The following is a 26,346-nucleotide window of genomic DNA, read 5'->3' as shown; positions in this document are numbered from 1 at the left end:
AGATACGATTATTATGAAACTAAATATTTTAAAAACAGCTGGAGTTTTGGCTTTGGCATTTGTTTTATCAAACTGCGGAAAAAGTAAAGACAACAATGACCCGCATTTTATTAAAGTCGGAGTGGCCTCTGGACCAGAATTAAAAGTGGCCGAAGCAGCGAAAAAAGTAGCAAAAGAAAAATACGGATTAGAAGTCGAGTTAGTCGCTTTTAACGATTATGTCGTTCCGAATGAGGCTTTGAGCCAAGGAGATATCGATGCGAATGCTTTTCAGCATAAACCTTATTTAGACGAGCAGTCTAAACAGCGCGGTTACAAATTGGCCATTATCGGAAACACCTTTGTATATCCGATTGCGGCTTATTCTAAAAAAATCAAAACACTTGCAGAGCTTAAAAACGAAAGCACCATCATTATTCCGAACGACCCGACAAACGGCGGACGTTCTTTATTGCTGTTGCAGAAAAACGGTCTGTTGAAACTAAAAGACGGTGTAGGACTATTGCCTAAAGTTACAGACATTGTGAGCAATCCAAAAAACTTGAAAATTTTAGAATTAGAAGCGCCTCAGCTTCCTCGTGCTTTAGATGACGAAAATGTTGCTATTGCCATCATCAACAATACTTTTGCTTCTCAATCTGGATTGGTTCCGTCTCGCGATGCCTTGTTTGTAGAAGACAAAGAATCTCCGTATGTAAACTTGGTGGTGAGCCGTGAAGACAATAAAAACGAAGAAAAAGTAAAACAGTTTTTACAAGCTTTTCAATCTGAAGAAGTTGCAAAAGCAGCAGAACGCGAATTTAAAGGCGGTGCAGTAAAAGGTTGGTAAAAGTTGTGTTATTTTGAAAATAAAAAATGCCTGTAAATGAAATGTTTACAGGCATTTTTTTAAGGAAAATTTATATATAAAATCAAATATAATTATGGCGTAATTATTTGAAGTTTAGTGATTAAGATAAAACAGGTTCCGCAGTAGTTACGGCTGTTTTAGTAGTGAAATTAAGCGTAAGCGGATCAAGATTTCCGTAGAAAAAAGTATCCAGAACTTCCTGAAACACTGGATCAGCATTTGATGTCTGAACAAAAAGACTCATCGAAGAGCGAAGTTTTCGAGCATCAAGTTCGCCAAGAATAGTTTCGGCCGACTTCTTTTTCATCGTTAAAAGAAGTTTGCAGATTTCGATTAAATGTTTAGCCAAAATCGGATGATTAAGAAAAGCCTCGGCTTCTTGTAAATCGGCAACCGCATAATAATCAGAAAGAGAGCTTTTTCCTAGTCCTTTGATTTGCGGAAATATAAACCACATCCAGTTTGTTTCTTTTTTTCCTTTTTTAATTTCAGAAAAGGCAGTTAGATAAAGCTTGTTTTGTGCATCTAAAAAGCGGATCAAATCATTTTTTGCGTAAGTCATATCTTGCTTTTGGTATTAAATGGTTCGTAATTTTTGAGAAAGCGTTTAAGAATTTCTTTGACCAAAAATAGATGCGAGGTCGAATTTTTTAGTTATAGAATTTTTGAGAGTTGTTATATAATTTTAATTGGGTGGAGTAATTTTAGATTTTGATAGTCTTGTGTAAATTACGCAGAGGTTCGTTTTAAATTATGGTTTTCCATAATTTACTTTTGAAATTATTGATGTTATTTGCTTTAAGATTAGTAGCTAAAATCTCTAATCTTATTGATATGTTTAATTTAAAAAATACATTAATGGAAACTATTAAAGCTATTAAACCTGGTCCAAAACCGAAAAAAGAAGATGGGACATTAGATGAACGAAGACGTGTTACTCCTGAAAAAAAGAAAGATTACCCTCCTTTAAAAGAACATGATCATAAGCCAAAGGATTAATGGATTAATTTTAAAAAGAAAGAGACAGTTTATGCTGTCTCTTTTAATAATAGTTGCAAGTTTTGCACATGTTTAATTTGGAATTATAGATTAAACTGAAATAAATTCCTTAATAATTCTTCTGATTTCTTCTTGCCATTTTTTTATTTCATCTTCTACATCAATCAAAATAATGCTACATATTTTATTGTCATGTTCTCCATCTTTTTTCAAATACACTCCAGCGCTACTATGTTTATTATCTCCAGGATAAACCAAAGCTACTTTATTGGCATTATAGTACTCATGATAAACATACATTTGACGTAAGTCATCAGGAGAAGGATTATAACCATTTAGATTTTTCCATTTGGTATCTAGGACAATATTTCCATTATCAGTTTCAATATAGATATCAGGTTTCATTGAAGATCTTCTACCATTTTCGGGCTTCCAGAAAAACTTAGATGTTTGTGCTTTTATTTTAATGAAATCAGTTTTGTTTCTCTTTAAAGTAGAATATATAAATTGTTCCCAAAGCAGATTCATGTCAAACATTAGAGCAAGAACATGGTTTCTTCCTTTGCTCACATCTGGATGATATTTCAATAATATTAGTTTAGCAATTTCAATGGCTTTTTTATAATGCTGGTTTTTTCTTTTATAGATTAATTTTTCAAAAGTAGAATTTGAAATTTTTATATCAGGCATTTCAGGAAAATGCAAAAGTAAAACACCAATTCTGCTGTGTAAATCATTATTGGTATTGAGCAGTTTTAATAATTTTATGGTTTTATAGAGAATAAAGTGCAAGATATGTTCAGTATCATAAGTTGAATGACGTACATAAAAACGTTCCTGATGGATTAGATTGTGTTGAATATGTTTGCTGAATTGTAAACTCCCTTTTAATGCAGTGACATTTCCTTCTTTTTTTTGATACTTTTTTACTAAACCATTGTGCAATAAATATTCTACTTCTTTTATAAATAACTCAAAATATAGATCGAGAATCGTATTATGTTTTATTTTTAAATTACTAGAGCTGGTAGATTTTATATCAAAACTGCCTACTGCTCGCAACATTCCAATTAGTAAATTACGCCATTTACTGTCTTCTGTTTCTGAATGTGGAATTTTGTCTGCCTTTGGTAAAACTTCAATTAGTGTATTTCCAACTTGTAAAACCCCAACATGTTCATTGAATTGAACACCATTATAAACTAATTTATAAAACGGTTTACCATTCCCATAATAACGTTCTAATGCTTCGAATTGCTCTTTAGTGATTTTTTTTTCACCTCGATCAAAACGAAGAATTTCATGTTCAAAAACAACGATATTTTCTTTTGTTTTACTCAAATTATTTATTCATTAAATATTGAATAGCTTGACCAAATTTCATTTTTTCATCAAGCTCATCTCTATAATCAATAATTTCATAAACATTTCTATCCTCAAAATCATTTTCAAAATCATCAAATTTGGCAAAGATATTTGATTCTTTATTCGATTCTTTCAAGTATACAAAGCCCTTTCCTAATACTAGACCAATTTTACTGTAATCTCCAAAGAAATATTCTTGGAGTAAAGGAATGATATTTTTATAAAAAGAATCTATGATAGAATCTTCATCTTTATTAAGTAAGTAGAAGTGACCTATTTTATGATCTTTATCTAATAGTTTTTCAATTCTTAAATTGATTTTTTCAAGTATTTCAAAAGCTTTATGACCAAAAATTTCATTTTGTAATCCGTTTAAATGATAAACAGGAGGCATTTCCTCAAAACAAAAACGTCTTCGTAAAGCGGTATCCAATGATTCAACACTTCTATCGGCAGTGTTCATTGTACCAATAATATACAGATTAGAAGGTACGCCAAATTTTTCCTTACTATATGGTAAAGCAACTTCTAAAGCTTCATCTTTACCTAGTCTTTTATCTTCTTCAAGTAAAGTTATTAACTCTCCAAATATTTGAGAAACATTACCACGATTTATTTCATCTATAATCAAGACAACAGGTTCAGCAGTTTTACCAAACTCTTTGATTGCATTTGTATATACACCACCATTAAATTTTTTTATTATTTCTTCAATATCATATTTTTCTGCTTCAACATCCTCGTCCAATACATCAGTGTCTGGTTTGAATTCTTGTGCTTCAAATTCTTTAAGTCCTTTAAAAATAGCATAAAATTCAGTTATTCTTGGACTTATTTCGACGGTTTCTCGTACTTGTTTTAGAGTAGTAATTTCAGCTACATTATTAAATTTGTCATAAAGTTTTTGTAGGTTTTCTTTTGTAAGCGGTGCAGGTTTTCTATTTGCTATTGAATTTTTTGCTCTTGCTTTTATAGAGTCATTACTATTTATTTCAATTATAGTCACATCTTTTCCTGTCAATGTTTTGTACACATGAGGTGTTTTCGCTTTTAGCGAATCTTGAATTTTTTCTATAAAAGCATCATACAAATCATCAAAGCTGTATCTAAAAGTTTGTCTTTTTGTTTTTTGATATTTTCTATAACATAAATATGCTGCGGTTGCACATGCTCTTTTAAAAAGACCTTCTTGAATGCTGTATTTTAAGAACGGATCATTATCATCAGGTTTAGCAGGTTTTATACCTTCAATAAAATCTTCGTAGCTCATGCTTTGATGAAACGTGGTAAAAACTACCTGTCCATTTTTAATATATTCATCAAACTTAATCTTTAATGTATCTCTTGTTTCAGAATTAATTTCTTCATCAGTTTTTGATTCCAAAATAGACAATGCTTTATTTATAGTATTATACGTTTTTCCTGTTCCAGGAGGGCCGTATAAGATTTGATTTAAGTTGTGTTTTCTTTGTGGTAAAGTTTGCATAGGAACTGTAATTTGATTTTTTTTATTTCTGTGTAGATTGATTTTAGCTATATTGCTAAGAAATTCAGATTCAGTATAAAAAAAGTCTTTTTCTAACTCAAAATTTATTATTGATTGATCAATTTTAGGTTTAATCTTTTTTAGAAAAAACTCTAAATTTTCTAAATAAGTTGTATTGTTTAACTGAAACATTGTTAGAGTATTTTCAATATCTTTTTCCTCCAAAGGTAAATTTGTAGCTCCAGATATGATTCCTTTTACAGTTTCATAAAAACGTCTTGTATCCGGGGTAGATTCTGATTTATAAACAACTTCAATCCAATTACTAATGCTTCCATCATCTTTAATCGTATAAACCAAACCAATTGTTTTAGTCTTATTTTTTGAGTCACCTTTTTTATAAAAGCTTAGCCATAAATATCGACCATCACCAGGAAACCAATATCCTTGTTCTAATCTGTTTTTATTGTTTTGGACACGTACACCGAATTTTAGCTTAGGATCTTTTTCTCTTTCATTAAGAAGGTATTCTAATAACTCGTCATTTAATTGTAAGTTATCCATAATTTTTTTTTTAATTCTAATCATATTTAAAGTCTAGCAAACATAATTAAAAGGATTAAAATAAAAGTAAGGAAAACCGTAATGATAAAAACTCAAAAGTTTTTATACGTATAAAAAACAAAAAATTCAATCTTTATCCAAGGACTAAGGAAAATTTTAAAAACAAACAAACCTTACTCCAAATCCAGATATGGTTTTAAAATCTTCCATTTAAACCCAATTACCCTAGCCCCGATAGAAGTGCAAATCTTTTTGTGCCACTCTCGATAGCTATCGGGAGGCACAAAAGATTGCAACGGATAGTGGGAATTTGCTTCTAAACAAAAAATTAAGCCAGTCCCCTGTCAACTTAACCCCTTATAGATTGCAGAAATCGTTTTACATTCCCAAAACTCTTCCTTTTTTCCGCCCCTTAAACTTAACCTCAGAAATAATCGTCGCAGAAAAAATCAAAGCCCCGCCCAAAAGCAAACGCCAAGAAAGATTTTCGCCTAAAATGAAGAAAGCTCCAATGGCTCCAAAAACAGGTTCAAACAAATAAATTACCGCCACACGTTCTGCAGATAAATAACGTTGTGAAATGTTGGATACCGTGTACATAAAAGCGGTCGAAAACAAGGCACAGTAAACGGCACCCATCCAAAAAGTATTGTTTTCTGGAAACCAAACGGCTTGGGAATCTGCAAGTGCCAGACAAAAAGTAAATAGGGCGCAAAACGAAAACATAGGCACAATCGAGTACAAAAGGTTTTTGCCAGCAGAATGTTTTTCAACCGAAATGAGGTAAACGGCAAAAGCAAAGGCTCCTGAAATCGTAAGCAAATCACCAAAATTGATTGTAAATTTATCTTTTATCGCAATTATAAACAAACCCGTTAATGCGGTGAAAGCGGCAATCCAGATTTTTAAAGGCGTTTTGGTTCTGTAAAGGGCTAATTTAAGTAGCGGAACAATAATTACTGTTAATCCTGCAATAAAAGAACATTGAGATGCATCGGTATATTTTAAGGCAAAAGTCTGCAACTGAATCCCTAAAAACATCGGAACGGCAAGTACGAAACCTGTTTTTACGGCTTCTCGATTGGTGTCTTTAACGTATTTCCAAAAAACAATACTCAAGACGATTACGGCCAAAATGAAACGGTAAAAAAGGAAAACGTTAGGCGAACTATCTCCAATCGCCATTTTAGTGACCGAATAGGAAATGCCCCAAAAAGCCGTGCCGAGTATCAGTAAAATCAATAAAAGTTGTCTTTTTTTCATTTTTAAGATTGTATTACAGAAGCACTTTTTTCATCATTAAATCGGTTTGCTCGTCGTCGCCTAATCTAAAAATATGAGTGTCAAATTGCACAAATCCGTTTTTGGTGTAGAAACTTACGGCTCTGAAATTTTTTTCCCAAACGCCAAGCCATATATATGTCGCTTTTAGTTCTTGGGCAGTCTGTTCGGCTTGCGCGTATAATGCTTGCGCCACTTTTTTTCCGTGAAATTCTTTGGCAACATAAATGCGTTCTGTTTCTAATGCGTTTTGATTTTCTTTTTCGGTTTGGGCGTCGGCAGTGTTTAATTTTAGATAACCGACAACTTTTTCGTCCAGAACAGCCAAATAAAAGTGCGAAGATGAATTGTGGAGTTCAGTTGTAAGCTTTTCGATAGCAAAACTTTCGTCCAGATATTTGTTCATGTTTTCTTCTGAATTTACATCCGAGAATGTTTCAGAAAAAGTTTGTCTTGCAATGGCTTGTATTTGCAGCACATCGCTAACGTATGCTTTTTTTATAATAAGGTTTTCCATATTTTTTGTTTTTTTAATGCGTAAAAAACGATTTTTATTCTTAATAAATGCGTAAATTGCATCAATGGATTTACAGCAAATTAAATATTTTCTGGCTTTGGCTCGCGAGCTTCATTTTTGGAATACTGCCGGAAAAATGAATATTACGCAGTCTGCGCTTAGCCGTCAGATTCAGTCTCTTGAAAATCAGTTGGGCATTCAGTTGTTTGAGCGCAACAAACGCAATGTAAAACTTACTGCAGCCGGCCAATTCTTAAAAGAAAAATGGGAAGTCGAATTGAATAAACTCGAGTTTATTCATCAATCTGCCCGTCAGATTCAGCTGGGAGAAAGCGGTACGATTACCATTTCGCATCCCGATTCGATTTCGGCTTCATTGATTCCTGAAATTTTATCACGTATTTCCGATGCTTTTCCGAAACTTAAAATCAAATTGGTTCAGGTTCTTTATGAAAATCAGCTGGATTACCTTCGTAATTACAAAATCGATTTAGCCATTTTAAGAGATATTAATCATGCCAAAGACATTCAATCCAAAAAAATACATACCGATCATTTAGCGATAGTTGTTCCCGAAGATCATCCGTATCAAACTCCCGAAGACTTAACCAAAGAGACGCTTGCTTCTCAAAAATTTATATTGCCAACAAGCGATGAAGGCAGCAGTTACAGCGATTTGATTCGACGATTATTCAATTCTTTTGAAAATGCTCCAGAAGTGCATCTTCATTCCGAATTTGGATCAACGATAATTGCTTTGGTTCGAAAAGGACTCGGAATTGCGGTTTTGCCTGATTCGTATCTTTTTCACGAAATACCCGGAATTCGATTTATCAAACTGCCTTTAGAAACTGATTTGTACATCAATTGGCGTTCGGAAGATCATAATCCGGTACTGGCCAATGTTTTAAAACTGATTGTTCCATGACGTTATGCTCTTAGCATTTCGATATGAGGAATTCCGTCTTCATCATAAACTTCGCCTTGTTCCACAAAACCAAGTGATTGGTAAAATTTGGACAAATGATATTGCGCCCCAATTCGGATTGGACTTTTTCCGAATTTTTCTTCACAGCCGGCAATAGAAGCTTCCATAAGTTTTACTCCCAAACCTAATCCTCTGTGGGTTGATGCGATTACAACTCGCCCGATAGAAATTTCATTATAAGATAAACCAGCTGGAAGCAAACGGGTTGCACCTGCAAATTCTCCGTCTACATAGTACAACAAATGAAAACTTTTCTGATCTTTATTGTCTAAATCCAGATAAGCACAATTTTGTTCTACAACGAAAATTTCGCTTCTTAATCGAAGCATATCGTACAATTCGTGATTGGTTAATTCATCAAAAGATTTAATTGTATAGCTGGATGTCATTTCTTTATTGTTTTGGTTTTTATTTGATGACAAAGATAGAATAGAGAATAATGTTGTGAAATGCTATTTTTTTATCATGTGATGCTAAAAATGCATTAAACACTAAATTAGATGATTAGTCAATTAGAAAATTAGAAAATTTGGTAATTAGATAATTAGAATTGGTATGTTTTCTTAATTATAAACACTTCCAAGGTTGAAACCTTGGTGTATGTTACTGTTGAATTCTTTTTTCTTTTTTTGAGTTAATCAAACAAACCTAATTGATTATTGTGGCGTATGATTTTGCTTTTTGGAGGTTTTGCATCGCCAAAAACTGTTTTTCCGCCGTATTTATACGATTCGGCTCTTTCTTTTTGTATTAATTCGTCCAAATTATCGTTGGGAGTAAACCCTTTTTCGGCATTCCTTGAAATTTCAGAAAGTTTTCGGATGGCTTCAATTTTATCATTATTTCCGATTTTGGCGCGATTTATTGCTTTTTGAAGCGTATTGATCGTCTCATCGTAAATGTTGATTGGAACAGGAAACGGATGACCGTCTTTACCGCCATGCGCAAAAGAAAAGCGTGCTGGATCTTCAAATCGGGTAGGCGTGCCGTATATTACTTCGCTAACTAAAGCTAATGACTGCAGTGCGCGTGGTCCCATTCCTTTTAAGAGTAAAAGTTCTTCAAAATCTTCGGGTTTATTTTCGTGAGTTGTCCAAAGCATGGCGCCCAGACGTTTCATATTGACATCTTCAACTCGTACATCATGATGTGTGGGCATGCTGAGATGCTGGATTTCTTTCATGATTTTTGTTGGAGATTCTTTGGTAAGTTCCAAAATTCCGGCTCTTGACTTTTCGGCAGTTCCCGCGGTTAGGTTCAGTATGGATCCTTGATTTTCGCCATAAATAAAAGTATGCGGTTCGTTAATAAAAGACTGTAAATCTTTAGAATGCCAATGATATCTTCTAGCGGTTTTAGAATCTGGATTCATTCCCTGCTGAATAACCGCCCATTGCCCTTTATTATCCACAATAAAATTATGTTGATAAAGCTGAAAACCGTCCTGAATTGCCGTATTATCGACTTTGGCAGTCAATCTACTGCAATTGGCGAGTTCGTTTCCATCCAATCCCGTTTTATTGCCCACAAACAAAAGTTCTTGTGGCGTTGCCATCGAATGTTTGCCTTTTCCTCCGCAGATGTAAATTCCAAGCTCTTGCGAATGCGGGTTAACCGATTTTTTTAAAGCACCCAAAACAGAAGTCGTGATTCCAGATGAATGCCAGTCCATTCCCATAACAGCTCCAAAACTCTGAAACCAAAACGGGTTGCTTAGTTTTGAAATTACTTCAGAAGTCGAAAATTCAAGAGCAATAGTTTCAACAATAGCAAAACCCAGTTTAGACATACGGTCGGCAAGCCATAAAGGAACATGGCCATAATGTAATGGAAGATCTGCAGTACCGGAACGTTTCATGTAATTTGGGTTTTATACAAAATTACGGAAAAATACAGAGAAGAAATGTTAACTGAAAGCTGCAGATGATTTTGATGGAATGAAAAACAACTTTGTCAAAGTTTTAAACTTTGACAAAGTTGTAAATAAAGTTTATGATTAATGCGAAACGGCTTTAAGTCCAATAATAGAACCAACCAAAGTGGTAAGGAAAAACAATCTCCAAAAAGCTGCTGGTTCCTTAAAGACAAGAATACCAACCAAAACAGTTCCGACAGCGCCAATTCCTGTCCAGACAGCGTAAGCAGTTCCTAGCGGTAATGTTTCTGTAGCTTTCATTAGTAAAAGCATACTTACGGTTAGCGAAATAAAAAATCCAATATACCAATAATACATTTCTGTTCCAGTTGTTGCTTTTGCCTTTCCGAGACATGATGCAAAGGCTACTTCAAATAAGCCTGCGATGATTAAAATAATCCAGTTCATATAGTTAAAAATTTGTGGTGCAAAGTTCCTTCATGAAATGCAGAAAAAATTTAACAAATGATAAAAAAATCTACTTTTATTAGCTTTAAATACTTTACGCGTAATGATTTTTTCACGCAGATTTACACAGATTTAATTTGAATGGTTAGCATTAAAAAAATCTAATTTAATCTGCTGAAATCTTTTAAAATCTGCGTGAAATACTTTTTGCGTAAGGATTTTTCACGCAGATAAAAATAGATCAAAGCAGATTTACACAGATTTAATTTGAATGGTTAGCATTAAAAAAATCTAATTTAATCTGCTGAAATCTTTTAAAATCTGCGTGAAATACTTTTGGCGTAAGATTTTTTCCCGCAGATTTATACAGATTAGCAGATTTTTAGATATAATTTGATGATTATAATTGAAAAAATCTTAATGGGTTATTTTAATTCTGCTCGAATTCTGCTTAAGCTTACTTGTGTAATGCCTAAATAGGAGGCAATATATCCTAATTGAACTCTTTTAATGATTTCGGGATGATCTTTCATCAACTCTAAATAACGTTCAGATGCATTTTTAAACTGTCTAGAAATCAAACGTTCTTCGGTTTTGATTAATTCTTTTTCGGCAAATTTTCGTCCCCAATTGGCGATGTGAACATCTTGGTCGAATAGTTTTCTTAAATTTTCAGTTTTAAGTTCATACAATTCGCAATCTTCCAAAAGTTCAATAGTTTCATAGCCAGGTTGCTCTTCTACATAACTTTTCATCGAAATTACGGTTTCGCCTTCTTTTCCAAACCAAAAAGTCACTTCGTTTTCTCTTTCAACAAAAGCTCTTACTAAGCCTTTTTTTATAAAATAAATATTTGATTCTATCTTGTTGGATTTTAGTAAAATATGTCCTTTAGAGAAAGCTATTTCGCTGACATTATTTAGCAAAGCCAATTTTGATTGTTCAGGAAGCTGGTATATGTAATCGAGAATTTTGGAAATATCCATCAATGGGATTTTAGAATTTTAGAATAAAGGTAAAAACTAAACGCAAAAGGAATAGTGTTTTAACAAAAAAATCCCATTTCAAAATAGAAATGGGATTTAAAACTGCCTCTGTGATGAGCTATTAAAATCAGAAACAATTTTTTGACCAACAATAACTAATTTATTCCTCCGCCTAAAGCTTTGTACAATAGGACCTGAGAGTTTGCATTTCTAAGCTGAATATCAACAAAATCAAGTTCTGCCTGTAGTTTGTTTTTCTGTGCATTAATGATTTCCAAATAATTAGCATAACCGCTCAAATACAAATCATTTGATACGTTTACGGCTATTTCGAGATGATCGATTTCTTTTAATTTGTATTTCAAAACATCTTCATAAGCTTCATTTCTGTGGAGTAAAGCACTTAATTCATTGAAAGCTGTTGTAACGCTGTTTTGATATTGAAGAAATGAAATTTCCTGTCTTCTGTTCGAAACATAAAATTCTTGTTTAATTTGCCCTTTATTGAAAACCGGAGCTGTTAACCCGCCTAAAATCTGCCAAGCAAAAGAGCCAACGTCAAAAATAGTGTTGAACGAAAACGAATTGAAACCTGCATATCCGCCTAAGTTTAAAGTTGGAAAAAACGCAGCACGAGCCGATTTTGCGTCGGCGTTGCTGGCCAATAATTCAAAATAAGCTTCAGACACGTCAGGTCTTTTGTGAATGATAGAATCGACACTTATTTTCTGATTTAAAACTTGAAGATGCCCTGATAAGAAATCGCTGCTTCTGTCGATTTTTCCGCCATATTCTCCTAAAAGCGTCAACAAAGCTTTTTCAGTTTGGTCGATGCTTAGTTTTAATTCTGAAGCTTCGGCATGAATGTTATTGTTTTGTGCATTAAACTGTTGTACAGCCAATTCAGTCGCTTTTCCGACCGATCTTTGAGCCGAAACGATATCCAATGCTCTTTCTTGCGTTTTTAAGTTGTTATCATAAATTGCGGCTTGTTTGTCTAATGCAATCAGTTTGAAGTACAAATCGGCAATATCGCTTAAAAGACGCGTCTGCAATAATCGCATTCCTTGCTGAGAAGCAAAATAACGTTGTTGCGCCGCTTTCTTACGATTGCTCAGTTTGCCCCAAATATCGGCTTCCCAAGATACTTTTCCGCCCAAAAAGAGATTAGGAGTAACATCTTCGTTGATTCTTTGTTTTTCGTTAATATTTTGAGAAAAATTGGTATCAAAGTTACCAACGCCATCCATGGTATATTTTCCATAACGTGTTCCAGAAGCATCTGCCACAAGATCCAAAGAAGGAAGTTGTGCCAGTTTTGCTACTTTTAAATGCGAATTGGCAATTAAAATTCGTTCCTGCATAATTAAATAATCAGGATTTTTGGCAATTGCTTTTTTTAGTAATTCCTCTAATTTCGAATCCTTAAAAAAGTTTTCTGTTTTTAATGGAATAAAATCATCCTTAGAAACTTCTTTTCGCTGTGCATCAAAATTCTCTGGGAGTTTTGCTGCGTCTAATTTACTGCTGACTTTTGGTGCAGAACACGCAGTCAAAAGCAAAACACCAGTTATTACAACGGCACTTTTGGTTGTCCTTAGAAACTGCACATCAGCATTTTTATATTGATTTAATATATCTTTCATTGTTTAATTTTATTTGTTCAATCTGTTTTTTTAAACACATAGAGACATAGATTTTTCTTTCTCAAAAAAGGTAAAGCGAAAGAAACTAGTTTCTAACACATAGGCTATGTGATTCTTATAAAAGTGAAACCCTTTTTTACGCTTTCCATCCCGATAGTTATTGGGACTATGATTCTATGTGTTTTAAAAAATCACGCATTAAGATTTACTCATTCGTTTTTCCAATTTCGCAAACAGTATGTAAAGTCCCGGAATGATTACAAGACCAAACACAGTTCCGATTAACATTCCGCCTGCCGCAGCTGTTCCGATCGAACGGTTACCAATCGCGCCCGCGCCAGAAGCGATACACAACGGAATCAATCCTGAAATAAAAGCAAACGAAGTCATCAAAATTGGTCGGAAACGAAGTCTGGCTCCTTCAATAGCCGCTTCGACAATATCGCGCCCGATTTTATTCTGTGCCATCGCAAATTCTACAATCAGAATGGCGTTTTTGGCAAGTAGACCAATCAGCATGACGAGTGCGACCTGAGCATAAATATTATTGTCTAATCCGACCATTAAAAGGGCAAGATAAGAGCCAAAAACGCCGACAGGAAGACTCAATAATACAGGGAATGGAAGCAATAAACTTTCGTATTGTGCTGCAAGTAATAAGTAAACAAAAAGAATACAAAGCGCAAAAATGTATATGGTTTGATTACCCGATAGAATCTCTTCACGTGTCATACCAGACCATTCCAATTCAAAACGGCTAGGGAGTTTTTCAGTTGCAATTTTTTCAACCGCGGCAATTGCGTCTCCGGAGCTGTAGCCTTCAGCAGGTTCACCGTTAATCATAGCCGACATGTACATGTTGTAACGTGTTAGTACTTCTGGACCGTAAACTCTTTCAAGTTTTATGAAAGTAGAGAACGGAACCATTTCGCCAGCATCATTTTTTAAATACATATCCAAAATACTTTCCGGATTTTGACGAAACTGTGGACTTGCCTGAACCATTACTTTATACATTTGAGAAAAACGAATAAAATTGGTCGCATAAAAAGAACCTAACATCGTCTGTAAAGTTGACATGGCATTATCAACCGAAATTCCTTTTTTGGCAGCAAGATCGTAATCAATATGAATTAAATACTGAGGGAAAGTCGCATCAAAACTTGAGAATGAGTTCTGAATTTCTGGTGAAGCATTTAATTCTTTGATGAATTCTTTAGTAACTTTATCAGTATTGGTAATGCTTCCTCCAGATTTATCTAACAAACGAAGCTCAAAACCACTGGTATTACCAAAACCAGGAACGGTTGGCGGTGCAAAAATCTCAATCTGTGCATCGGTAATGTTTTTTGTTTTTTCGGTAAGTTCTGCCATAAATTCGGTTACCGAAATATCACGTTCGCTCCAGTCTTTTAGGTTGATCATTCCCATTCCGTAAGAAGCTCCAGCAATTTCGGTTACGATACTGTATCCAGCAAGAGTCGTAACATTGTCAACGCCTTGAATTCCTTTTGCAATTTTGGTTACTTCGTCTAACGCTTTTTCTGTACGTTCTACTGTTGCTCCTTGTGGCGTTGTAACGCTTACGTAAACCATTCCCTGGTCTTCGGTCGGAATAAATCCTGACGCCAAAAATCTAGTTGTTCCCCAAGTTAATACGCAGAAAAGCACTAATAAACCAACCGTAACCGTATTGCGGTCAGCAAATTTCACTAATACTTTGATGTATTTTGAAGTAATGTTATCAAACCAATTGTTGAATCTATGGAAGAATCTGTCTAGTAACGATTTTTTTTCTTTATTTGGATCATGCGGTTTCAGCATAATGGCACAAAGGGCAGGAGTAAGCGTAAGAGCATTAATTCCAGAAATCACGATACTAATTGCCATTGTTAATGAGAACTGTCGGTAGAAAACCCCAACCGGACCACTCAAGAAAGCAACCGGAATAAACACGGCAGCCATTACAATGGTAATCGCGATAACGGCACCTGTAATTTCTTTCATCGCACTAATGGTAGCGTCCATTGGCGACATATGCTCTTCGGAAATTTTTACGTGAACGGCTTCAACGACGACAATCGCGTTATCGACCACAATTCCGATGGAAAGTACTAAGGCGAAAAGTGTCAATAAGTTGATGGAGAATCCCATCATCGACATAAAGGTAAAAGCACCAATAAGCGCAACAGGAACTGCTAATACAGGAATCAAAGTCGATCTCCAATCTTGAAGGAAAAGGAAAACGACAAATGCCACCAAAATAAAGGCTTCGACCAAGGTTCTTAAAACTTCATGAATAGAAGCGTCAAGGAAACGCGAAACGTCATACGCAATGTTGAATTCCATTCCTGGTGGAAAAGAAGAACCTTTTAATTCTGCCATTTTTTCTTTTACGCTCGCAATAACTTCAGAAGCGTTCGAGCCTGGACGCTGTTTTAGCATGATTGATGCAGAAGGTTTTCCGTCGGTTTTAGAAACCATTCCGTAGCTCATCGCGCCAAATTCGATTTTCGAAATGTCTTTTAATTTTAAAATAGTTCCGTCTGAGTTGGCTCTCAACGGAATTTCTTCGTATTGTTTTGGTTCGAAGAATTTTCCGCCGTATTTAATTACGTACTGCAATTGATTATTCATCTGCCCTGAACCTTCACCAACCTTACCTGGCGCAGCAGAAATATTTTGTTTTTGAAGTGAATTGATTACTTCATTTGCCGAAATATTATACGAAAGCATTTTTTCCGGATCCAGCCAGACACGCATCGAATATTCCTTTTGTCCCATGATTTCGGCACGACCGACACCATCAATACGTTTTAATTCCTGAAGAATGTTAATATCCGTAAAATTGAAAATAAACTGTTCATCCTGAGTTTTGTCTGTACTTGTAATGTTCAAGTACATCAACATACTGTTTACTTCTTTTTCAGTTGTAACTCCCGCACGAATAACCTCTTCTGGAAGTTCGTCCAGAATCGTGGTAACCCTGTTCTGCACGTTTACGGCAGCCAAATCGGGATCGGTTCCTACTTCAAAGAAAACCTGAATCAAAGTCAGACCATCATTGGAAGTTACGGTTGACATATACGTCATGCCGGGAACTCCATTTATGGCTCTTTCTAACGGAAGAGCAACAGCATTGGCCGAAACCTCTGCATTTGCTCCTGTATATTTTGCTGTAACGGTTACAGACGGTGGTACAATGTCGGGGAATTGGGTAATGGGAAGCTGAAACAACGCCAGCAATCCCAGAAGGACTATCATAACCGAGATGATTAATGACAATATTTTCCTTCTGATAAATAACTCTATCATTTTAAATTTTTTAGATAAATAATTAAATAACTGTTTTACAAGTCGATATGCAACATTTATTTCATGTTGATTTTATCGCCGTCTCTTAATGATTGTGTTCCTTCTTGTACAATTAGGTCGTCGTTTTTTAGACCGTCATTCAAGATATACACATCATCAAGAGTGGTTTCGACTGTAACATTCGTCATTTTAACTACTCCATCTTTGTTCACGCGGAAAACGTATTGTTTGTCCTGAATAGAAAAAACAGCTTTCTGCGGAATTAAAATTGCATTGGTTTTTGGCTCTGAAATAATCAGTTTTCCAGAAGTTCCATGTTTGATAAATCCTTGCGGATTGTGAAATTTTGCTTTGTATTGAATAGAACCCGTTTGTCTGTCGATTTCTCCGTCGGCGGTTCTTAATTCTCCTTTTTGGTCGTAAACCATTCCGTTGGGCAGAATCAATTTGATATCGCCTTGCGTATTTAGGGTTTTGTCTTCCATCATTTGGAAATAGGTATTCTCTGGAATTGAGAAGTAAGCGTAAACATCGTCTAGTTGAGAAACAGTTGTCAACAAGGAACCATTTTCGACTAAACTTCCTTCTTTAAACGGAATACGATCGATTGTTCCGTCAAAAGGCGCACGAATTGTGGTAAAATTAATTTGCTGATCAATAGCTTTCTTTTCTGCTACAGCGTGTGCAACTTTCGCAGAAGCGGCTTCATATTTTGCTTTAGATAATTCTAATTCTTTATCGGCGATTACTTTTTTATTGAAAAGCGTTTGAGCTTGTTCCAATTCTACAGAGGCAATTCTTAAATCGGCTTTTGCGTTTTTATAAACAGCTTCTGCTTTTAGCAATTGAATCTGGAGTTCGACATCGCTTATTTTAAAAAGGATTTGTCCTTTTTTTACTTTTTGTCCTTCGCTAACATATACTTTGTCTAATAGGCCAGGAATACGAACATGTATTTCTACATTGTTTTTGGCATGGACATCGGCAACAAATTTGCTTGATACGATGGTATCTTTTAGGGTAACTTTATATACAGGAACTGTTTTGATGTTATCTGAATTCTTTTTGTTTTTATCGCCACACGAGACTAAAACGAATAAAGCCAAGGTGCATAAAAGAAATGGATTTTTATAAATGCTCATCATTAGGTTTTTAATTTTGAATAAATTAGACGTTCTCCCTTTCTAACTAAATAGAGGGAGTCTGAATTTGGATTTTGAAAATAGATATGTTTACGGAAGCTCTTTTTAGAAGTTCCGTTTTTTAAGAGTATTTTGATATAAAATGATTTTCCCGTTTACTAGGTGAAGGCAAACGAGGAAACAGTCCAGATTTTTTTTCTGAATTAATTATATAAAAATAGCGAGAAGTTGAAATCTAGAATAATTGGTACAAATGCAGATAAGTATGCCTTTGTACCTGGTATATAGAAGCTATACCATAGATTAAACTCTTTTTATAAAGCTTAAAGTTGATCAGGTTGCTAAAATAAGGAGCTCTTATAGTGCTTTGCTCCAAAGTGGTAGCCCTAGATTTTATTTTCTTTTTAATGTTATAATGAACTTCCAGATTTTTGGAAGAAGAAAAGTCGGGAGTGTGTATAAGATTGTCATCTGCGGCAACACTATCGAGTGCAATGCAATGATTTAGATATGCCTGCTGCTGATATGTTTCGGTGCCTCTAAAAAAAGAAAGCAACGAAAGCAAAACAATATATACGAACTTTATAGGTTTCATTTTATACGTAGCGGCAATTATAGTATTACAACAGAATTAAACAGGTTTAAAGTGCGCCAAATATAATGATTTGAAAAAGAATGATTCTTAAAATTATTTAAAAACTGTAAAAAATTAAGAATATGATAACCTTAAATGCTGATTTTTCATGAAATAAAAAAAATAGCTACTTTATTTATAATTATGATTTTCAATGGAATAAACAAGCGCATAAATCTATCGTTAATTGTATAAAAGACATTACTAATCATGTAAAAAATACTCGATAAGAGGTTTTAAATTTGAAAGATACAAACCTTAAAAGTTATTTTCATGAAATCTTTAGTCAATATTAAAATGTTATCAATCATTACGATAAGCTGTTTTTTGTTTTCCTGCAAGAATAATAATGATGGATACAGCGACGAAATAGAAACAGTACAGACACCTGTCGACAGTACCAATACGGTCCCTGATACTACATCACTTGATAACGCTTCAAATCAGAATGAAGGCGGAAATCCAGACGATTCTAACACAGGAGCATCCTCGATAAGCAGTAATTCAAGTAATGCTTCATCTAAAAGTACTGCCGGAACCGGAAGCGGACCGGGAGAAAGCGCAAAAGACGGTGCAACTTATACCAACACAAAAGCTTCAGATTCTTTGAAAAAGAGTTATAAAAAGAAGAAGTAAGTAAAAAATCAATAAAAAAAAGAAGCTTTTTTCAGAGCTTCTTTTTTTTGTTTAAAATGATATATATAATTTTTAGGTATTTTTGATAAATGATTTTTTTGTGAAACTCTTTAAATTTTGATTATGAAAGCATTAGTTATTGGAGCAACAGGAGCAACTGGTCGATTTTTGGTTGACGAACTTTTAGAAAATCAGGATTATACTGCTGTTGCGATTTTCGTAAGAAAACCTACAGGCAGAAAAAATCCTAAACTTGTCGAGCATGTAATTGATTTTGCACAGATTGAAAACAGCAAAGATTTAGTTAATGGCGATGTTGTTTTTTCATGTTTGGGAACCACTTTAAAAGATGCCGGATCCAAAGAAAACCAGATTAAAATAGATTTTGATATGCCGCTTCAGTTTGCTGAAATCGCAAAAGCAAACGGAGTTTCGTCATTTGTACTGCTTTCGGCTTATGGAGCTTCTGCAAAAAGCAATGTTTTTTATTCACAGTTAAAAGGAAAACTAGAAGATAAAATTGCTGCGCTTAATTTTGAGCAATACATTGTTTTTAGACCAGGACTTTTGTTGCGTCCGGATTCTGATCGTTTGGGCGAAAAGATTTCAGCCGTAATTCTGAAATTTGCCAATTCTATAGGGTTGTTTCGAAAATTCAAACCACTTCCGACAGCTGTTTTGGCGCAAAAACTTGCAATTTCACCCAAATTATTTCCAAAAGCAGATTCGGTTGTAGAACTGGATAAAATTTTTGGACTGAATTTGTAACAAAACAGCAGAACTAGGGTCTAAATGTAAAAACATTTTGACTTGGTGATACTTTTGCTGAAAAGCAGTGCGAAAATGATGTTAAATAAATTAATTTTCTGTTATTTGTACTGGATTTTCTGCTAAGTTTTAAATGAACTTGTTCCTGTTTTGTATGGAATGATAAATGAAGGGAACACAATATTATGGGTTTCATTGAGTTTAAAAATTAGCGACCCTATTTCTGGTATGGACAATAAAAAGTTTATAAAAAGTTTAAAAAAAGGCACCGAAGCTTCTTTTAAGGAGGCCTATTTAAACTATTATGACAAACTAATCAGCGTTGCCAGACGATTTGATTTTTCGATGCTTGCTCCTGAAGATTTTGTGCAGGAAACCTTTGTCAGACTTTATGATAAAAGAGAATTATTAAATGAAGATGTTTTGTTTGATAAACAACTGTTTGTAATCTGCAAAAACATTATTATCAATCACTTAAACAGGGAAAATAAAATTGTTCAGCTTGATCCTCTTAAGATTGAGTTGGGAGAAGAAGAACCTGAAACCGGTGATTTTGAGGAAAGAAGCCGTCAATTGCATGCTTTTATTGAACAGCTTCCCGAACAACAACAAAAAATATTTACACTTCATAAACTGGAAAACCTTAGCTATAAGGAGATTGCAGAACTTACAGATCTTTCTGAAAAGACCATTGCCAATCATATTTACCTTGCCAATAAATTTATTCGAAAAAAAATCGAAAACCATTAGGAACTTTTCTGTTCTCGTTTGTTATAGATAAAAACGGAACATGAAAATGCGTATCGAAGCTTATAAAACAGATATAAAAACAAAGGAAGATGCAGGTTTTATTCTGCTTCTTCTGCAATTTGTTATTTCTGACTGTAAAATGAATTTTGATCTTAAAGATCAAGATCATATCCTAAAAATAGAAACCAGAAGAAATATCAAGGAATTAGTGTACGGTGTTTTTAGCAAACAGGGTTTTTATTGTCAAAAACTTAATACTTCTAAGGTATGGACGAAGAAAAATTAGACAAGGAATTGCAGAAAATCTGGGACGAAAGTCCTGTTTCTCATTCAGCCGAAACAAAAGAAGCTTCTTGGGAAGCATTTCGATCTAAAAATTTTACGCCTAAGAAAAGAAAACTCAAAGCGTGGCATTATTATGTCGCTGCAGCTTCTGTTTTGCTTTTTCTTTTTATAGGAACAGGGATTTACTTTACCGAAAGTCCAATTGAACGGGGAATTTCTACAGCATCAACTGTAATCGAAAATACAAGTTCTGAAGTAAAAACGATAGTGTTGCCCGATAGTTCTAGAGTTGATTTAAGTCCGTTTTCAAAAATAAAATACGCTTCAGATTTTACAGTAAATAGAAAAATAGATATTGAAGGTGAAGCTTATTTTAAGGTAAAAAAAGACAAGAACCATCCGTTTAAGGTTTTTTGCAATGAGACAACAACCACGGTTCTAGGAACTTCTTTTATTGTGAAAGAAGATAAAGATAGCAAGGTTACTGTAGAGCTTTACGAAGGAAGCGTGCAGATGAATGTCAAAGGACTATCTCAAAAATGGATACTAGAACCAGGAGATAAATTTATCTATGGCGATAAAATTGCCGAAGTAGAAGAATTTAACAGATTTACTGATTTTGAAAACCAAAAATTGGCAGGTGTCGGTGATTATATCGAAAAAAGTTACGGCTATAAAATAATTGTGCCTCAGGAATTCGCTAATCAAAGAATCACTGTGAGAATTAATAAAAAAGAAGATTTAAAAACGATTGTTCAATTAATATCAGAAATGTATGATTTAGACTTTGAAATAAACGAAGACTTGAAACAGATTACTTTTCAATAGAAAAGAAAAAGGATGCACTAGCCGCGAAACTACACATCCTCCTCATAATCAGGAAAGCAGGGCGCTTTCCGTATAATAATAATTCAAAAATACAAAATTTCATGAAGCATATAATTTCAGCATGCTTTTTTTTATTCAGTTTAAGTATCTTTTCCCAAAACGTTACGGTCACTGTAGATCAAAATATGACTCTTAAAGAGTTTTTTAGACAAATTGAAAACCAGACCGATTTAAAATTTGCATTTACGGATCAGATTGATACAAGCCAAAAATATTTCTTAAATAAAAAGACTTACACGAATACAGACATCAAAGAATTGATTAAGGAATTGAATAAAAATGCCTCTATTCAGTTCTCCATTGCCGGAAGTAATATTTTTGTTAAACAGAAATCGGCAAAAGCACCCAGAAAAAAAATCAAATTAATGGGGCATGTTTTTGATGAAAATAACGAGCCGGTTATTGGCGCAAATGTATATATCAAAGAACTTGCTTCAGGAGCTACAACAGATCAAAACGGTACTTTTTCGATAGATATTGAAAAAGGAAGTTATACGGTTTTGATCAGTTACGTAGGTTTTCAAAACAAAGAAAAAGAGATTACAGTTTCTGACAATGCCAAAATAGATTTTAAGATGGAAGCCGACAGTCAAGAGTTAGATCAGGTGATTGTGACTACTACAAAAGCGGTTGACATCAAAAATACTCAGATGAGTGTCAATAAACTTTCTATGGCAGAAATCAAAAAAATCCCGGCTCCTATGGGCGAACCGGATCCTTTAAAATCATTGCTTACATTGCCGGGAGTTACAAATGCTGGAGAAGTTTCTTCTGGTTTTAATGTACGTGGTGGAGCTGCCGATCAAAATTTGATTCTTCTAGACGGTGCGCCAGTTTATGGAGATTCGCATATGTTTGGTTTTTTCTCTGTTTTTAATGCAGATGCTGTTAGCAGTTTAGATTTGTATAAAGGAGGAATTCCTTCAAAATACGGAGGACGTGTTTCGTCTGTTCTCGATGTAAACCAGCAGACTGGAGATTTTGAAAATTATAAGGTAAACGGAGGTATTGGTTTGATATCAAGTCGTTTATTGGTGCAAGGGCCGATTAAGAAAGAAAAAGGGTCATTTATTGTAGCGGGACGAACTTCTTATGCGCATTTATTTTTGAAACTTACCGACAATAACAATTCGGCTATGTTTTATGATTTGAATGCCAAATTGAATTATCGATTTAATGATAAAAACTCGCTTTCTTTTTCAGGTTATTTTGGAAACGATGTTTTTGATATAAACGACCGTTTCGCCAGTACATTTGGAAATACAATGGGAATCCTAAATTGGAAACATAAATTTTCTGATGACATCAGCACCAGTCTTTCTGCGTTTTACAGTGAATATAGATTCAATTTAGGCATACCGACTGAAAATTTTGAATGGGACAATACCATTAAAGCTTATGGTTTAAAGTACGCATGGAATCATTCATTGTCTGATAAGCTCAAACTTAACTACGGAATCGACGGACAGTATTACAATTTTAATCCGGGAACTGTACAGCCAACAAGCTCAGAATCTCAATTCAATTACAAACAACTCGATAAGAAATATGCCTTTGAGTCTTCTGCTTATCTTGATTTTGAACATCAGATTACAGAGAAACTTAATCTTCGCTATGGACTTCGTTACAGTATGTTTTATCGTTTAGGAAGCGAAGAAATCAGTACTTACGAAGACGGAAAAGCGGTTGTTTATAATCCGTTATACAATAATTATGAAGAAGGAACCCCAACCGGAAGCATCACTTACGGAAAAGGAAAAACCATCAGTAAATTTGATAATCTGGAGCCTCGCGCGGCTTTATCATTTGCATTTAATGAAAATACCTCTGTAAAAGCGAGCTACAACAGAATGGCACAATACATTCATATGTTGTCTAATACGCAGTCGCCAATGCCTATGAATATCTGGACTCCAAGCGGGCCGTTTACAAAACCACAGCTTTTGGATCAATATGCTATAGGATATTTCAAAAATTTTGATGAAGGAGTTTATTCTTTTGAAGGAGAGTTGTTTTACAAAAATATTCAAAACCGTATTGATTATATAGACGGCGCAGACATTTTGGCGAACAACAATATTGAGCAGGTTATTTTGACTGGAAAAGCGCGTTCATATGGAATGGAATTGCTTTTTAGAAAAAACAAAGGTCTTTTTACAGGATGGGTTTCTTATACGTTGTCTAGAGCCGAACAAAAAACGCCTGGAAGAACGCCGCAGGAACCTGGAATTGCAAATGGTAATTGGTATTTGTCTGGATATGATAAACTTCATAATTTAAATATTGTTGGAAGTTACGAGCTAAGTCCAAAATGGTCTTTTAATGGTAATTTTTCTTTGCAATCCGGACAACCCGTAACGTTCGCAAATGGATATTATGAATTTGGAGGGATAAATATTCCGAATTATTCGCTGCGAAATGAAAACAGACTGCCACTTTACCATCATTTGGATCTTGCAGCAACGTATACGCCAAAACCTGATAAAAAGAAAGGCTGGCAGAGTTACTGGGTTTTCAGTATTTATAATATCTATAATAGAAAAAATGCGGCCTCAATAACATTTACAACAAATGACGATACAGGAGCAAATGAAACCAGAAGACTGTCTATTTTCGGAATGGTTCCAGGGGTTTCTTATAATTTTAAATTTTAATGAAAATGAGAATATTAAATAAAAAACTAATTACATTATTGAGTTTGTTCTGCATACTGCTTTTTTCTTCTTGTGAAGATGTTGTCAATCTAGATTTAGAAACGGCTGAAGCTAAAATTGTAATTGATGCTGAACTTATGTGGAAAAAGGGAACATCGGGCAACGAACAGGTTATCAAAATAAGCAAAATGGCTCCTTATTATAACAATAGTGTTCCAAAAGTTTCTGGCGCGCAGGTAAGAGTAGAGAATACCGACGGTGATGTTTTTATATTTAATGAAACTACGCCAGGTCAATATGTTTGCACTGATTTTGTTCCTGTGATTAACATGACTTATACCTTGTTTGTGACTGCAGAAGGGCAGACTTTTACTGCTGCAGAAAAACTTACCTCAGTAACGCCGATAGATAAGGTAGATCAGAAAAATATACCTGATTTTGGAGGTGAAGACATTATCGAAATGACTTTTTATTATAAAGATCCAGCAGATGAAAAGAATTATTACCTGACAGATTATAAAAGCGAATTCCTTTTGTATCCTGAATATGTACTTCTAGATGATGAATTGTTTAACGGAAACGACATTAGTACAAGATTTTCTGACGAAGACATGAAACCAGGAAATACTGTTGAAATTACACACAGAGGTATTTCAAAAAGCTTTTATAATTATATGAAATTAATCCTAGAAGTTTATGGAGGAAGTCCTTTTTCTGTGCCTCCAGGAAATATTCGAGGCAATATTGTAAATACAACCAATTCTGCTGATTTTGCTCTAGGATATTTTAGGCTTTGCGAAGCAGATCAGGTTTCTTATCTGGTAAAATAAATTTTTACAATAAATAGTCGAATGCATCTGAAATTAGTTTCCAGATTTCAGATGCAGTTTGGCAGTTTAGCAACATCCGGTAATATCGACGACTTTTTTAAGTTTATCCGAATATCTGATATACGTCATGTCTTCTTCACCTAAAAAGATAGAGAACAAAGGTCTTTTCTCATTTTGATATTCTAAAAACGCTTCATAATTCATAAAATCTTCCGAAGCAGTTCCTATAACCTGATTTTCCTTAATTTCACTTTTATTGCTTATATCCGTTAGCTTATCTGCGTTTAAAATCTCATTTGCTCTATTAATTATAAAACAGTTTACTTTTTTAGTTATCATGCATTTTAAATATACATAAGTTTTCAAAAGACCATGTTTTTTCTTAAAAATCTCTTAGGAATGAACCAACATCGCTGATTGGTAAAAAAAATGTGTTATCTTTAAAATTAGAGATATTCCTTTTGTCAGGAAATTTAGAATAATGCAATACAATTTAGAATGAGTAACAAAAAAAGCCTTAAAACAGTATCGTATGGCGAGGTCCTTTGGGATGTTTTTGAGAATGAAAAAAAAATCGGAGGCGCACCACTAAATGTCGCCCTGAGAATGAAAACATTTGGCTGTGACGCTGCTATTATCAGCTGTGTAGGAAACGACGCAGATGGAGATGCAATTATCGAACACATTAAAAATCTCGGACTTGATACCGAATCAATTATAAAATCTGAAGAGTTTGCTACCGGACTTGTTTTGGTGACCTTAGACGAAAGCGGCTCTGCATCTTACATAATTCATTATCCAGCGGCTTGGGATAAAATAAAACCGACTGCCGAAGCAGAAAAACTGGTTTCTGAAGCTGATGTGCTGATATACGGAAGTTTAGTCTGTCGAGATGAGGTATCGCGTACTACTTTAGAACGACTTCTGCAAAATGATGTTTACAAAGTTTTTGATGTCAATTTAAGAAAGCCTCATTACACTTACGAAATTATAGAAAGATTAATGCAGTCTGCTGATTTTGTTAAGTTTAATGATGAGGAAATAATAGAAATAGCAAAAGCGTTGCATTCTCCTTTCAAAACCATTGAAGACAATATTACGTTTATCTCCCAAAAAACCAATGTAAAAGGAATCTGTGTAACCAAAGGAAAAGACGGAGCAACCTTGTATTGGAACGATAAAATGTATCATAATGAAGGATATTCAGTTAAAGTAGCCGATACGGTAGGAGCGGGAGACTCTTTTTTGGCTTCGCTTATCACTTCATTGCTCAGTGGCAAAGAACCTCAAGATGCTATAGATTTTGCATGTGCAGTAGGGGCGTTGGTAGCAGCTTCGCCAGGAGCAAATCCTGAAATTACTCAAAATAAAATAAATGAGCTACTAAAAAAATAGTCTTTTTAAGACTAAAAAAAAGAATATGGAAAATTAACTAGGAA

25 protein-coding genes are annotated in these 26,346 nt (G+C 34.4%); 11 read left to right on the top strand and 14 right to left on the bottom strand.

What is annotated here, in order from left to right; all coding sequences use genetic code 11:
* Positions 1-13 precede the first annotated feature (13 nt).
* A complete protein-coding gene (gene metQ / locus ACFFLS_RS21670) occupies positions 14-829 on the top strand; it encodes a methionine ABC transporter substrate-binding lipoprotein MetQ (RefSeq protein WP_379687399.1) in 816 nt (271 codons plus the stop codon).
* Between the two features lie 121 nt (positions 830-950).
* Here metQ and ACFFLS_RS21665 read toward each other — a convergent pair whose 3' ends face one another.
* Complete coding sequence (locus ACFFLS_RS21665) at positions 951-1,412, bottom strand: DUF1810 domain-containing protein (RefSeq protein WP_379687397.1); 462 nt, start codon at positions 1,410-1,412, stop codon at positions 951-953.
* 296 nt (positions 1,413-1,708) lie between these two features.
* Here ACFFLS_RS21665 and ACFFLS_RS21660 point away from each other — a divergent pair, with 296 nt between their 5' ends.
* The gene (locus tag ACFFLS_RS21660) at positions 1,709-1,849 is read left to right on the top strand and encodes a hypothetical protein (RefSeq protein ID WP_379687395.1); all 141 of its coding nucleotides are present in this window, start codon (positions 1,709-1,711) and stop codon (positions 1,847-1,849) included.
* A gap of 90 nt (positions 1,850-1,939) precedes the next feature.
* Here ACFFLS_RS21660 and ACFFLS_RS21655 read toward each other — a convergent pair whose 3' ends face one another.
* From ACFFLS_RS21655 to ACFFLS_RS21640, 4 genes are all read right to left on the bottom strand, one after another.
* Positions 1,940-3,190: an McrC family protein gene (locus tag ACFFLS_RS21655; protein WP_379687394.1), complete on the bottom strand. Its 1,251-nt coding sequence runs from the start codon at positions 3,188-3,190 to the stop codon at positions 1,940-1,942.
* 1 nt (position 3,191) lies between these two features.
* Complete coding sequence (locus ACFFLS_RS21650) at positions 3,192-5,264, bottom strand: McrB family protein (protein ID WP_379689645.1); 2,073 nt, start codon at positions 5,262-5,264, stop codon at positions 3,192-3,194.
* A 378-nt stretch (positions 5,265-5,642) separates the two neighbouring features.
* Positions 5,643-6,527, bottom strand: a complete 885-nt coding sequence (locus ACFFLS_RS21645; protein WP_379687389.1) for a DMT family transporter — start codon at positions 6,525-6,527, stop codon at positions 5,643-5,645.
* A gap of 13 nt (positions 6,528-6,540) precedes the next feature.
* The gene (locus ACFFLS_RS21640; protein WP_379687388.1) at positions 6,541-7,062 is read right to left on the bottom strand and encodes a GNAT family N-acetyltransferase; all 522 of its coding nucleotides are present in this window, start codon (positions 7,060-7,062) and stop codon (positions 6,541-6,543) included.
* Between the two features lie 64 nt (positions 7,063-7,126).
* Here ACFFLS_RS21640 and ACFFLS_RS21635 point away from each other — a divergent pair, with 64 nt between their 5' ends.
* Positions 7,127-7,990 (top strand): LysR family transcriptional regulator, encoded by an 864-nt coding sequence (locus ACFFLS_RS21635; protein WP_379687387.1) that lies wholly within the window; start codon positions 7,127-7,129, stop codon positions 7,988-7,990.
* Between the two features lie 2 nt (positions 7,991-7,992).
* Here the strand turns inward: ACFFLS_RS21635 and ACFFLS_RS21630 are convergent, their stop codons facing one another.
* The 8 genes from ACFFLS_RS21630 to ACFFLS_RS21595 form a co-directional block, all read right to left on the bottom strand.
* The gene (locus ACFFLS_RS21630) at positions 7,993-8,439 is read right to left on the bottom strand and encodes a GNAT family N-acetyltransferase (protein WP_379687385.1); all 447 of its coding nucleotides are present in this window, start codon (positions 8,437-8,439) and stop codon (positions 7,993-7,995) included.
* A 245-nt stretch (positions 8,440-8,684) separates the two neighbouring features.
* Complete coding sequence (locus ACFFLS_RS21625) at positions 8,685-9,908, bottom strand: DUF763 domain-containing protein (RefSeq protein WP_379687382.1); 1,224 nt, start codon at positions 9,906-9,908, stop codon at positions 8,685-8,687.
* Between the two features lie 138 nt (positions 9,909-10,046).
* The gene (locus tag ACFFLS_RS21620) at positions 10,047-10,373 is read right to left on the bottom strand and encodes a DMT family transporter (protein ID WP_379687381.1); all 327 of its coding nucleotides are present in this window, start codon (positions 10,371-10,373) and stop codon (positions 10,047-10,049) included.
* A 425-nt stretch (positions 10,374-10,798) separates the two neighbouring features.
* On the bottom strand, positions 10,799-11,359 hold the full coding sequence (locus tag ACFFLS_RS21615) for a Crp/Fnr family transcriptional regulator (RefSeq protein ID WP_379687380.1): 561 nt from the start codon (positions 11,357-11,359) through the stop codon (positions 10,799-10,801).
* A 155-nt stretch (positions 11,360-11,514) separates the two neighbouring features.
* Positions 11,515-13,005, bottom strand: coding sequence for a TolC family protein (locus ACFFLS_RS21610; protein ID WP_379687379.1), 1,491 nt, complete (start codon positions 13,003-13,005; stop codon positions 11,515-11,517).
* Between the two features lie 198 nt (positions 13,006-13,203).
* Positions 13,204-16,320 carry an efflux RND transporter permease subunit gene (locus ACFFLS_RS21605; RefSeq protein ID WP_379687377.1) on the bottom strand — a complete coding sequence of 1,039 codons (3,117 nt, stop codon included), beginning with the start codon at positions 16,318-16,320 and terminating at the stop codon, positions 13,204-13,206.
* 56 nt (positions 16,321-16,376) lie between these two features.
* Positions 16,377-17,465, bottom strand: a complete 1,089-nt coding sequence (locus ACFFLS_RS21600) for an efflux RND transporter periplasmic adaptor subunit (RefSeq protein WP_379687375.1) — start codon at positions 17,463-17,465, stop codon at positions 16,377-16,379.
* A gap of 232 nt (positions 17,466-17,697) precedes the next feature.
* Positions 17,698-18,057 carry a hypothetical protein gene (locus ACFFLS_RS21595; protein WP_379687374.1) on the bottom strand — a complete coding sequence of 120 codons (360 nt, stop codon included), beginning with the start codon at positions 18,055-18,057 and terminating at the stop codon, positions 17,698-17,700.
* A 312-nt stretch (positions 18,058-18,369) separates the two neighbouring features.
* On the opposite strand from ACFFLS_RS21595, the gene ACFFLS_RS21590 reads away from it, so the two are divergent.
* The 7 genes from ACFFLS_RS21590 (at position 18,370) to ACFFLS_RS21560 (ending at position 24,907) form a co-directional block, all read left to right on the top strand.
* Positions 18,370-18,732 carry a hypothetical protein gene (locus ACFFLS_RS21590; protein WP_379687372.1) on the top strand — a complete coding sequence of 121 codons (363 nt, stop codon included), beginning with the start codon at positions 18,370-18,372 and terminating at the stop codon, positions 18,730-18,732.
* A 123-nt stretch (positions 18,733-18,855) separates the two neighbouring features.
* Positions 18,856-19,500, top strand: a complete 645-nt coding sequence (locus tag ACFFLS_RS21585; RefSeq protein WP_379687371.1) for an NAD(P)H-binding protein — start codon at positions 18,856-18,858, stop codon at positions 19,498-19,500.
* A gap of 228 nt (positions 19,501-19,728) precedes the next feature.
* Positions 19,729-20,250, top strand: coding sequence for an RNA polymerase sigma factor (locus ACFFLS_RS21580; RefSeq protein WP_379687698.1), 522 nt, complete (start codon positions 19,729-19,731; stop codon positions 20,248-20,250).
* 40 nt (positions 20,251-20,290) lie between these two features.
* The gene (locus ACFFLS_RS21575) at positions 20,291-20,536 is read left to right on the top strand and encodes a hypothetical protein (RefSeq protein ID WP_379687369.1); all 246 of its coding nucleotides are present in this window, start codon (positions 20,291-20,293) and stop codon (positions 20,534-20,536) included.
* Positions 20,518-21,363: a FecR family protein gene (locus tag ACFFLS_RS21570; RefSeq protein WP_379687368.1), complete on the top strand. Its 846-nt coding sequence runs from the start codon at positions 20,518-20,520 to the stop codon at positions 21,361-21,363. Before ACFFLS_RS21575 ends, ACFFLS_RS21570 begins: the two co-directional genes overlap by 19 nt.
* A gap of 101 nt (positions 21,364-21,464) precedes the next feature.
* The gene (locus ACFFLS_RS21565; RefSeq protein WP_379687366.1) at positions 21,465-24,077 is read left to right on the top strand and encodes a TonB-dependent receptor; all 2,613 of its coding nucleotides are present in this window, start codon (positions 21,465-21,467) and stop codon (positions 24,075-24,077) included.
* Between the two features lie 5 nt (positions 24,078-24,082).
* Complete coding sequence (locus ACFFLS_RS21560; RefSeq protein WP_379687364.1) at positions 24,083-24,907, top strand: DUF4249 domain-containing protein; 825 nt, start codon at positions 24,083-24,085, stop codon at positions 24,905-24,907.
* Positions 24,908-24,973: 66 nt separating this feature from the next.
* Here the strand turns inward: ACFFLS_RS21560 and ACFFLS_RS21555 are convergent, their stop codons facing one another.
* On the bottom strand, positions 24,974-25,246 hold the full coding sequence (locus ACFFLS_RS21555; RefSeq protein ID WP_379687363.1) for a hypothetical protein: 273 nt from the start codon (positions 25,244-25,246) through the stop codon (positions 24,974-24,976).
* A 159-nt stretch (positions 25,247-25,405) separates the two neighbouring features.
* Between ACFFLS_RS21555 and ACFFLS_RS21550 the strand changes: the two genes are divergently transcribed.
* Positions 25,406-26,302 carry a carbohydrate kinase family protein gene (locus tag ACFFLS_RS21550; protein ID WP_379687362.1) on the top strand — a complete coding sequence of 299 codons (897 nt, stop codon included), beginning with the start codon at positions 25,406-25,408 and terminating at the stop codon, positions 26,300-26,302.
* Positions 26,303-26,346 lie beyond the last annotated feature (44 nt).

It is taken from the genome of Flavobacterium procerum, from assembly GCF_042431625.1.
GTDB lineage: Bacteria > Bacteroidota > Bacteroidia > Flavobacteriales > Flavobacteriaceae > Flavobacterium > Flavobacterium procerum.
Note: the sequence above shows the minus strand (reverse complement) of the source record. Positions and strands in the feature narration are given on the sequence as shown.

Coding starts and splice junctions, on each gene's coding strand:
- ACFFLS_RS21595 (WP_379687374.1), bottom strand. CDS start 18,057: ATGAAACCTATAAAGTTCGTATATATTGTTTTGCTTTCGTTGCTTTCT.
- ACFFLS_RS21615 (WP_379687380.1), bottom strand. CDS start 11,359: ATGGATATTTCCAAAATTCTCGATTACATATACCAGCTTCCTGAACAA.
- ACFFLS_RS21625 (WP_379687382.1), bottom strand. CDS start 9,908: ATGAAACGTTCCGGTACTGCAGATCTTCCATTACATTATGGCCATGTT.
- ACFFLS_RS21580 (WP_379687698.1), top strand. CDS start 19,729: ATGGACAATAAAAAGTTTATAAAAAGTTTAAAAAAAGGCACCGAAGCT.
- ACFFLS_RS21570 (WP_379687368.1), top strand. CDS start 20,518: ATGGACGAAGAAAAATTAGACAAGGAATTGCAGAAAATCTGGGACGAA.
- ACFFLS_RS21610 (WP_379687379.1), bottom strand. CDS start 13,005: ATGAAAGATATATTAAATCAATATAAAAATGCTGATGTGCAGTTTCTA.
- ACFFLS_RS21590 (WP_379687372.1), top strand. CDS start 18,370: ATGAAATCTTTAGTCAATATTAAAATGTTATCAATCATTACGATAAGC.
- ACFFLS_RS21555 (WP_379687363.1), bottom strand. CDS start 25,246: ATGATAACTAAAAAAGTAAACTGTTTTATAATTAATAGAGCAAATGAG.
- ACFFLS_RS21630 (WP_379687385.1), bottom strand. CDS start 8,439: ATGACATCCAGCTATACAATTAAATCTTTTGATGAATTAACCAATCAC.
- ACFFLS_RS21645 (WP_379687389.1), bottom strand. CDS start 6,527: ATGAAAAAAAGACAACTTTTATTGATTTTACTGATACTCGGCACGGCT.
- ACFFLS_RS21635 (WP_379687387.1), top strand. CDS start 7,127: ATGGATTTACAGCAAATTAAATATTTTCTGGCTTTGGCTCGCGAGCTT.
- ACFFLS_RS21565 (WP_379687366.1), top strand. CDS start 21,465: ATGAAGCATATAATTTCAGCATGCTTTTTTTTATTCAGTTTAAGTATC.
- metQ (WP_379687399.1), top strand. CDS start 14: ATGAAACTAAATATTTTAAAAACAGCTGGAGTTTTGGCTTTGGCATTT.
- ACFFLS_RS21660 (WP_379687395.1), top strand. CDS start 1,709: ATGGAAACTATTAAAGCTATTAAACCTGGTCCAAAACCGAAAAAAGAA.
- ACFFLS_RS21560 (WP_379687364.1), top strand. CDS start 24,083: ATGAGAATATTAAATAAAAAACTAATTACATTATTGAGTTTGTTCTGC.
- ACFFLS_RS21585 (WP_379687371.1), top strand. CDS start 18,856: ATGAAAGCATTAGTTATTGGAGCAACAGGAGCAACTGGTCGATTTTTG.
- ACFFLS_RS21550 (WP_379687362.1), top strand. CDS start 25,406: ATGAGTAACAAAAAAAGCCTTAAAACAGTATCGTATGGCGAGGTCCTT.
- ACFFLS_RS21600 (WP_379687375.1), bottom strand. CDS start 17,465: ATGATGAGCATTTATAAAAATCCATTTCTTTTATGCACCTTGGCTTTA.
- ACFFLS_RS21620 (WP_379687381.1), bottom strand. CDS start 10,373: ATGAACTGGATTATTTTAATCATCGCAGGCTTATTTGAAGTAGCCTTT.
- ACFFLS_RS21640 (WP_379687388.1), bottom strand. CDS start 7,062: ATGGAAAACCTTATTATAAAAAAAGCATACGTTAGCGATGTGCTGCAA.
- ACFFLS_RS21605 (WP_379687377.1), bottom strand. CDS start 16,320: ATGATAGAGTTATTTATCAGAAGGAAAATATTGTCATTAATCATCTCG.
- ACFFLS_RS21665 (WP_379687397.1), bottom strand. CDS start 1,412: ATGACTTACGCAAAAAATGATTTGATCCGCTTTTTAGATGCACAAAAC.
- ACFFLS_RS21575 (WP_379687369.1), top strand. CDS start 20,291: ATGAAAATGCGTATCGAAGCTTATAAAACAGATATAAAAACAAAGGAA.
- ACFFLS_RS21650 (WP_379689645.1), bottom strand. CDS start 5,264: ATGGATAACTTACAATTAAATGACGAGTTATTAGAATACCTTCTTAAT.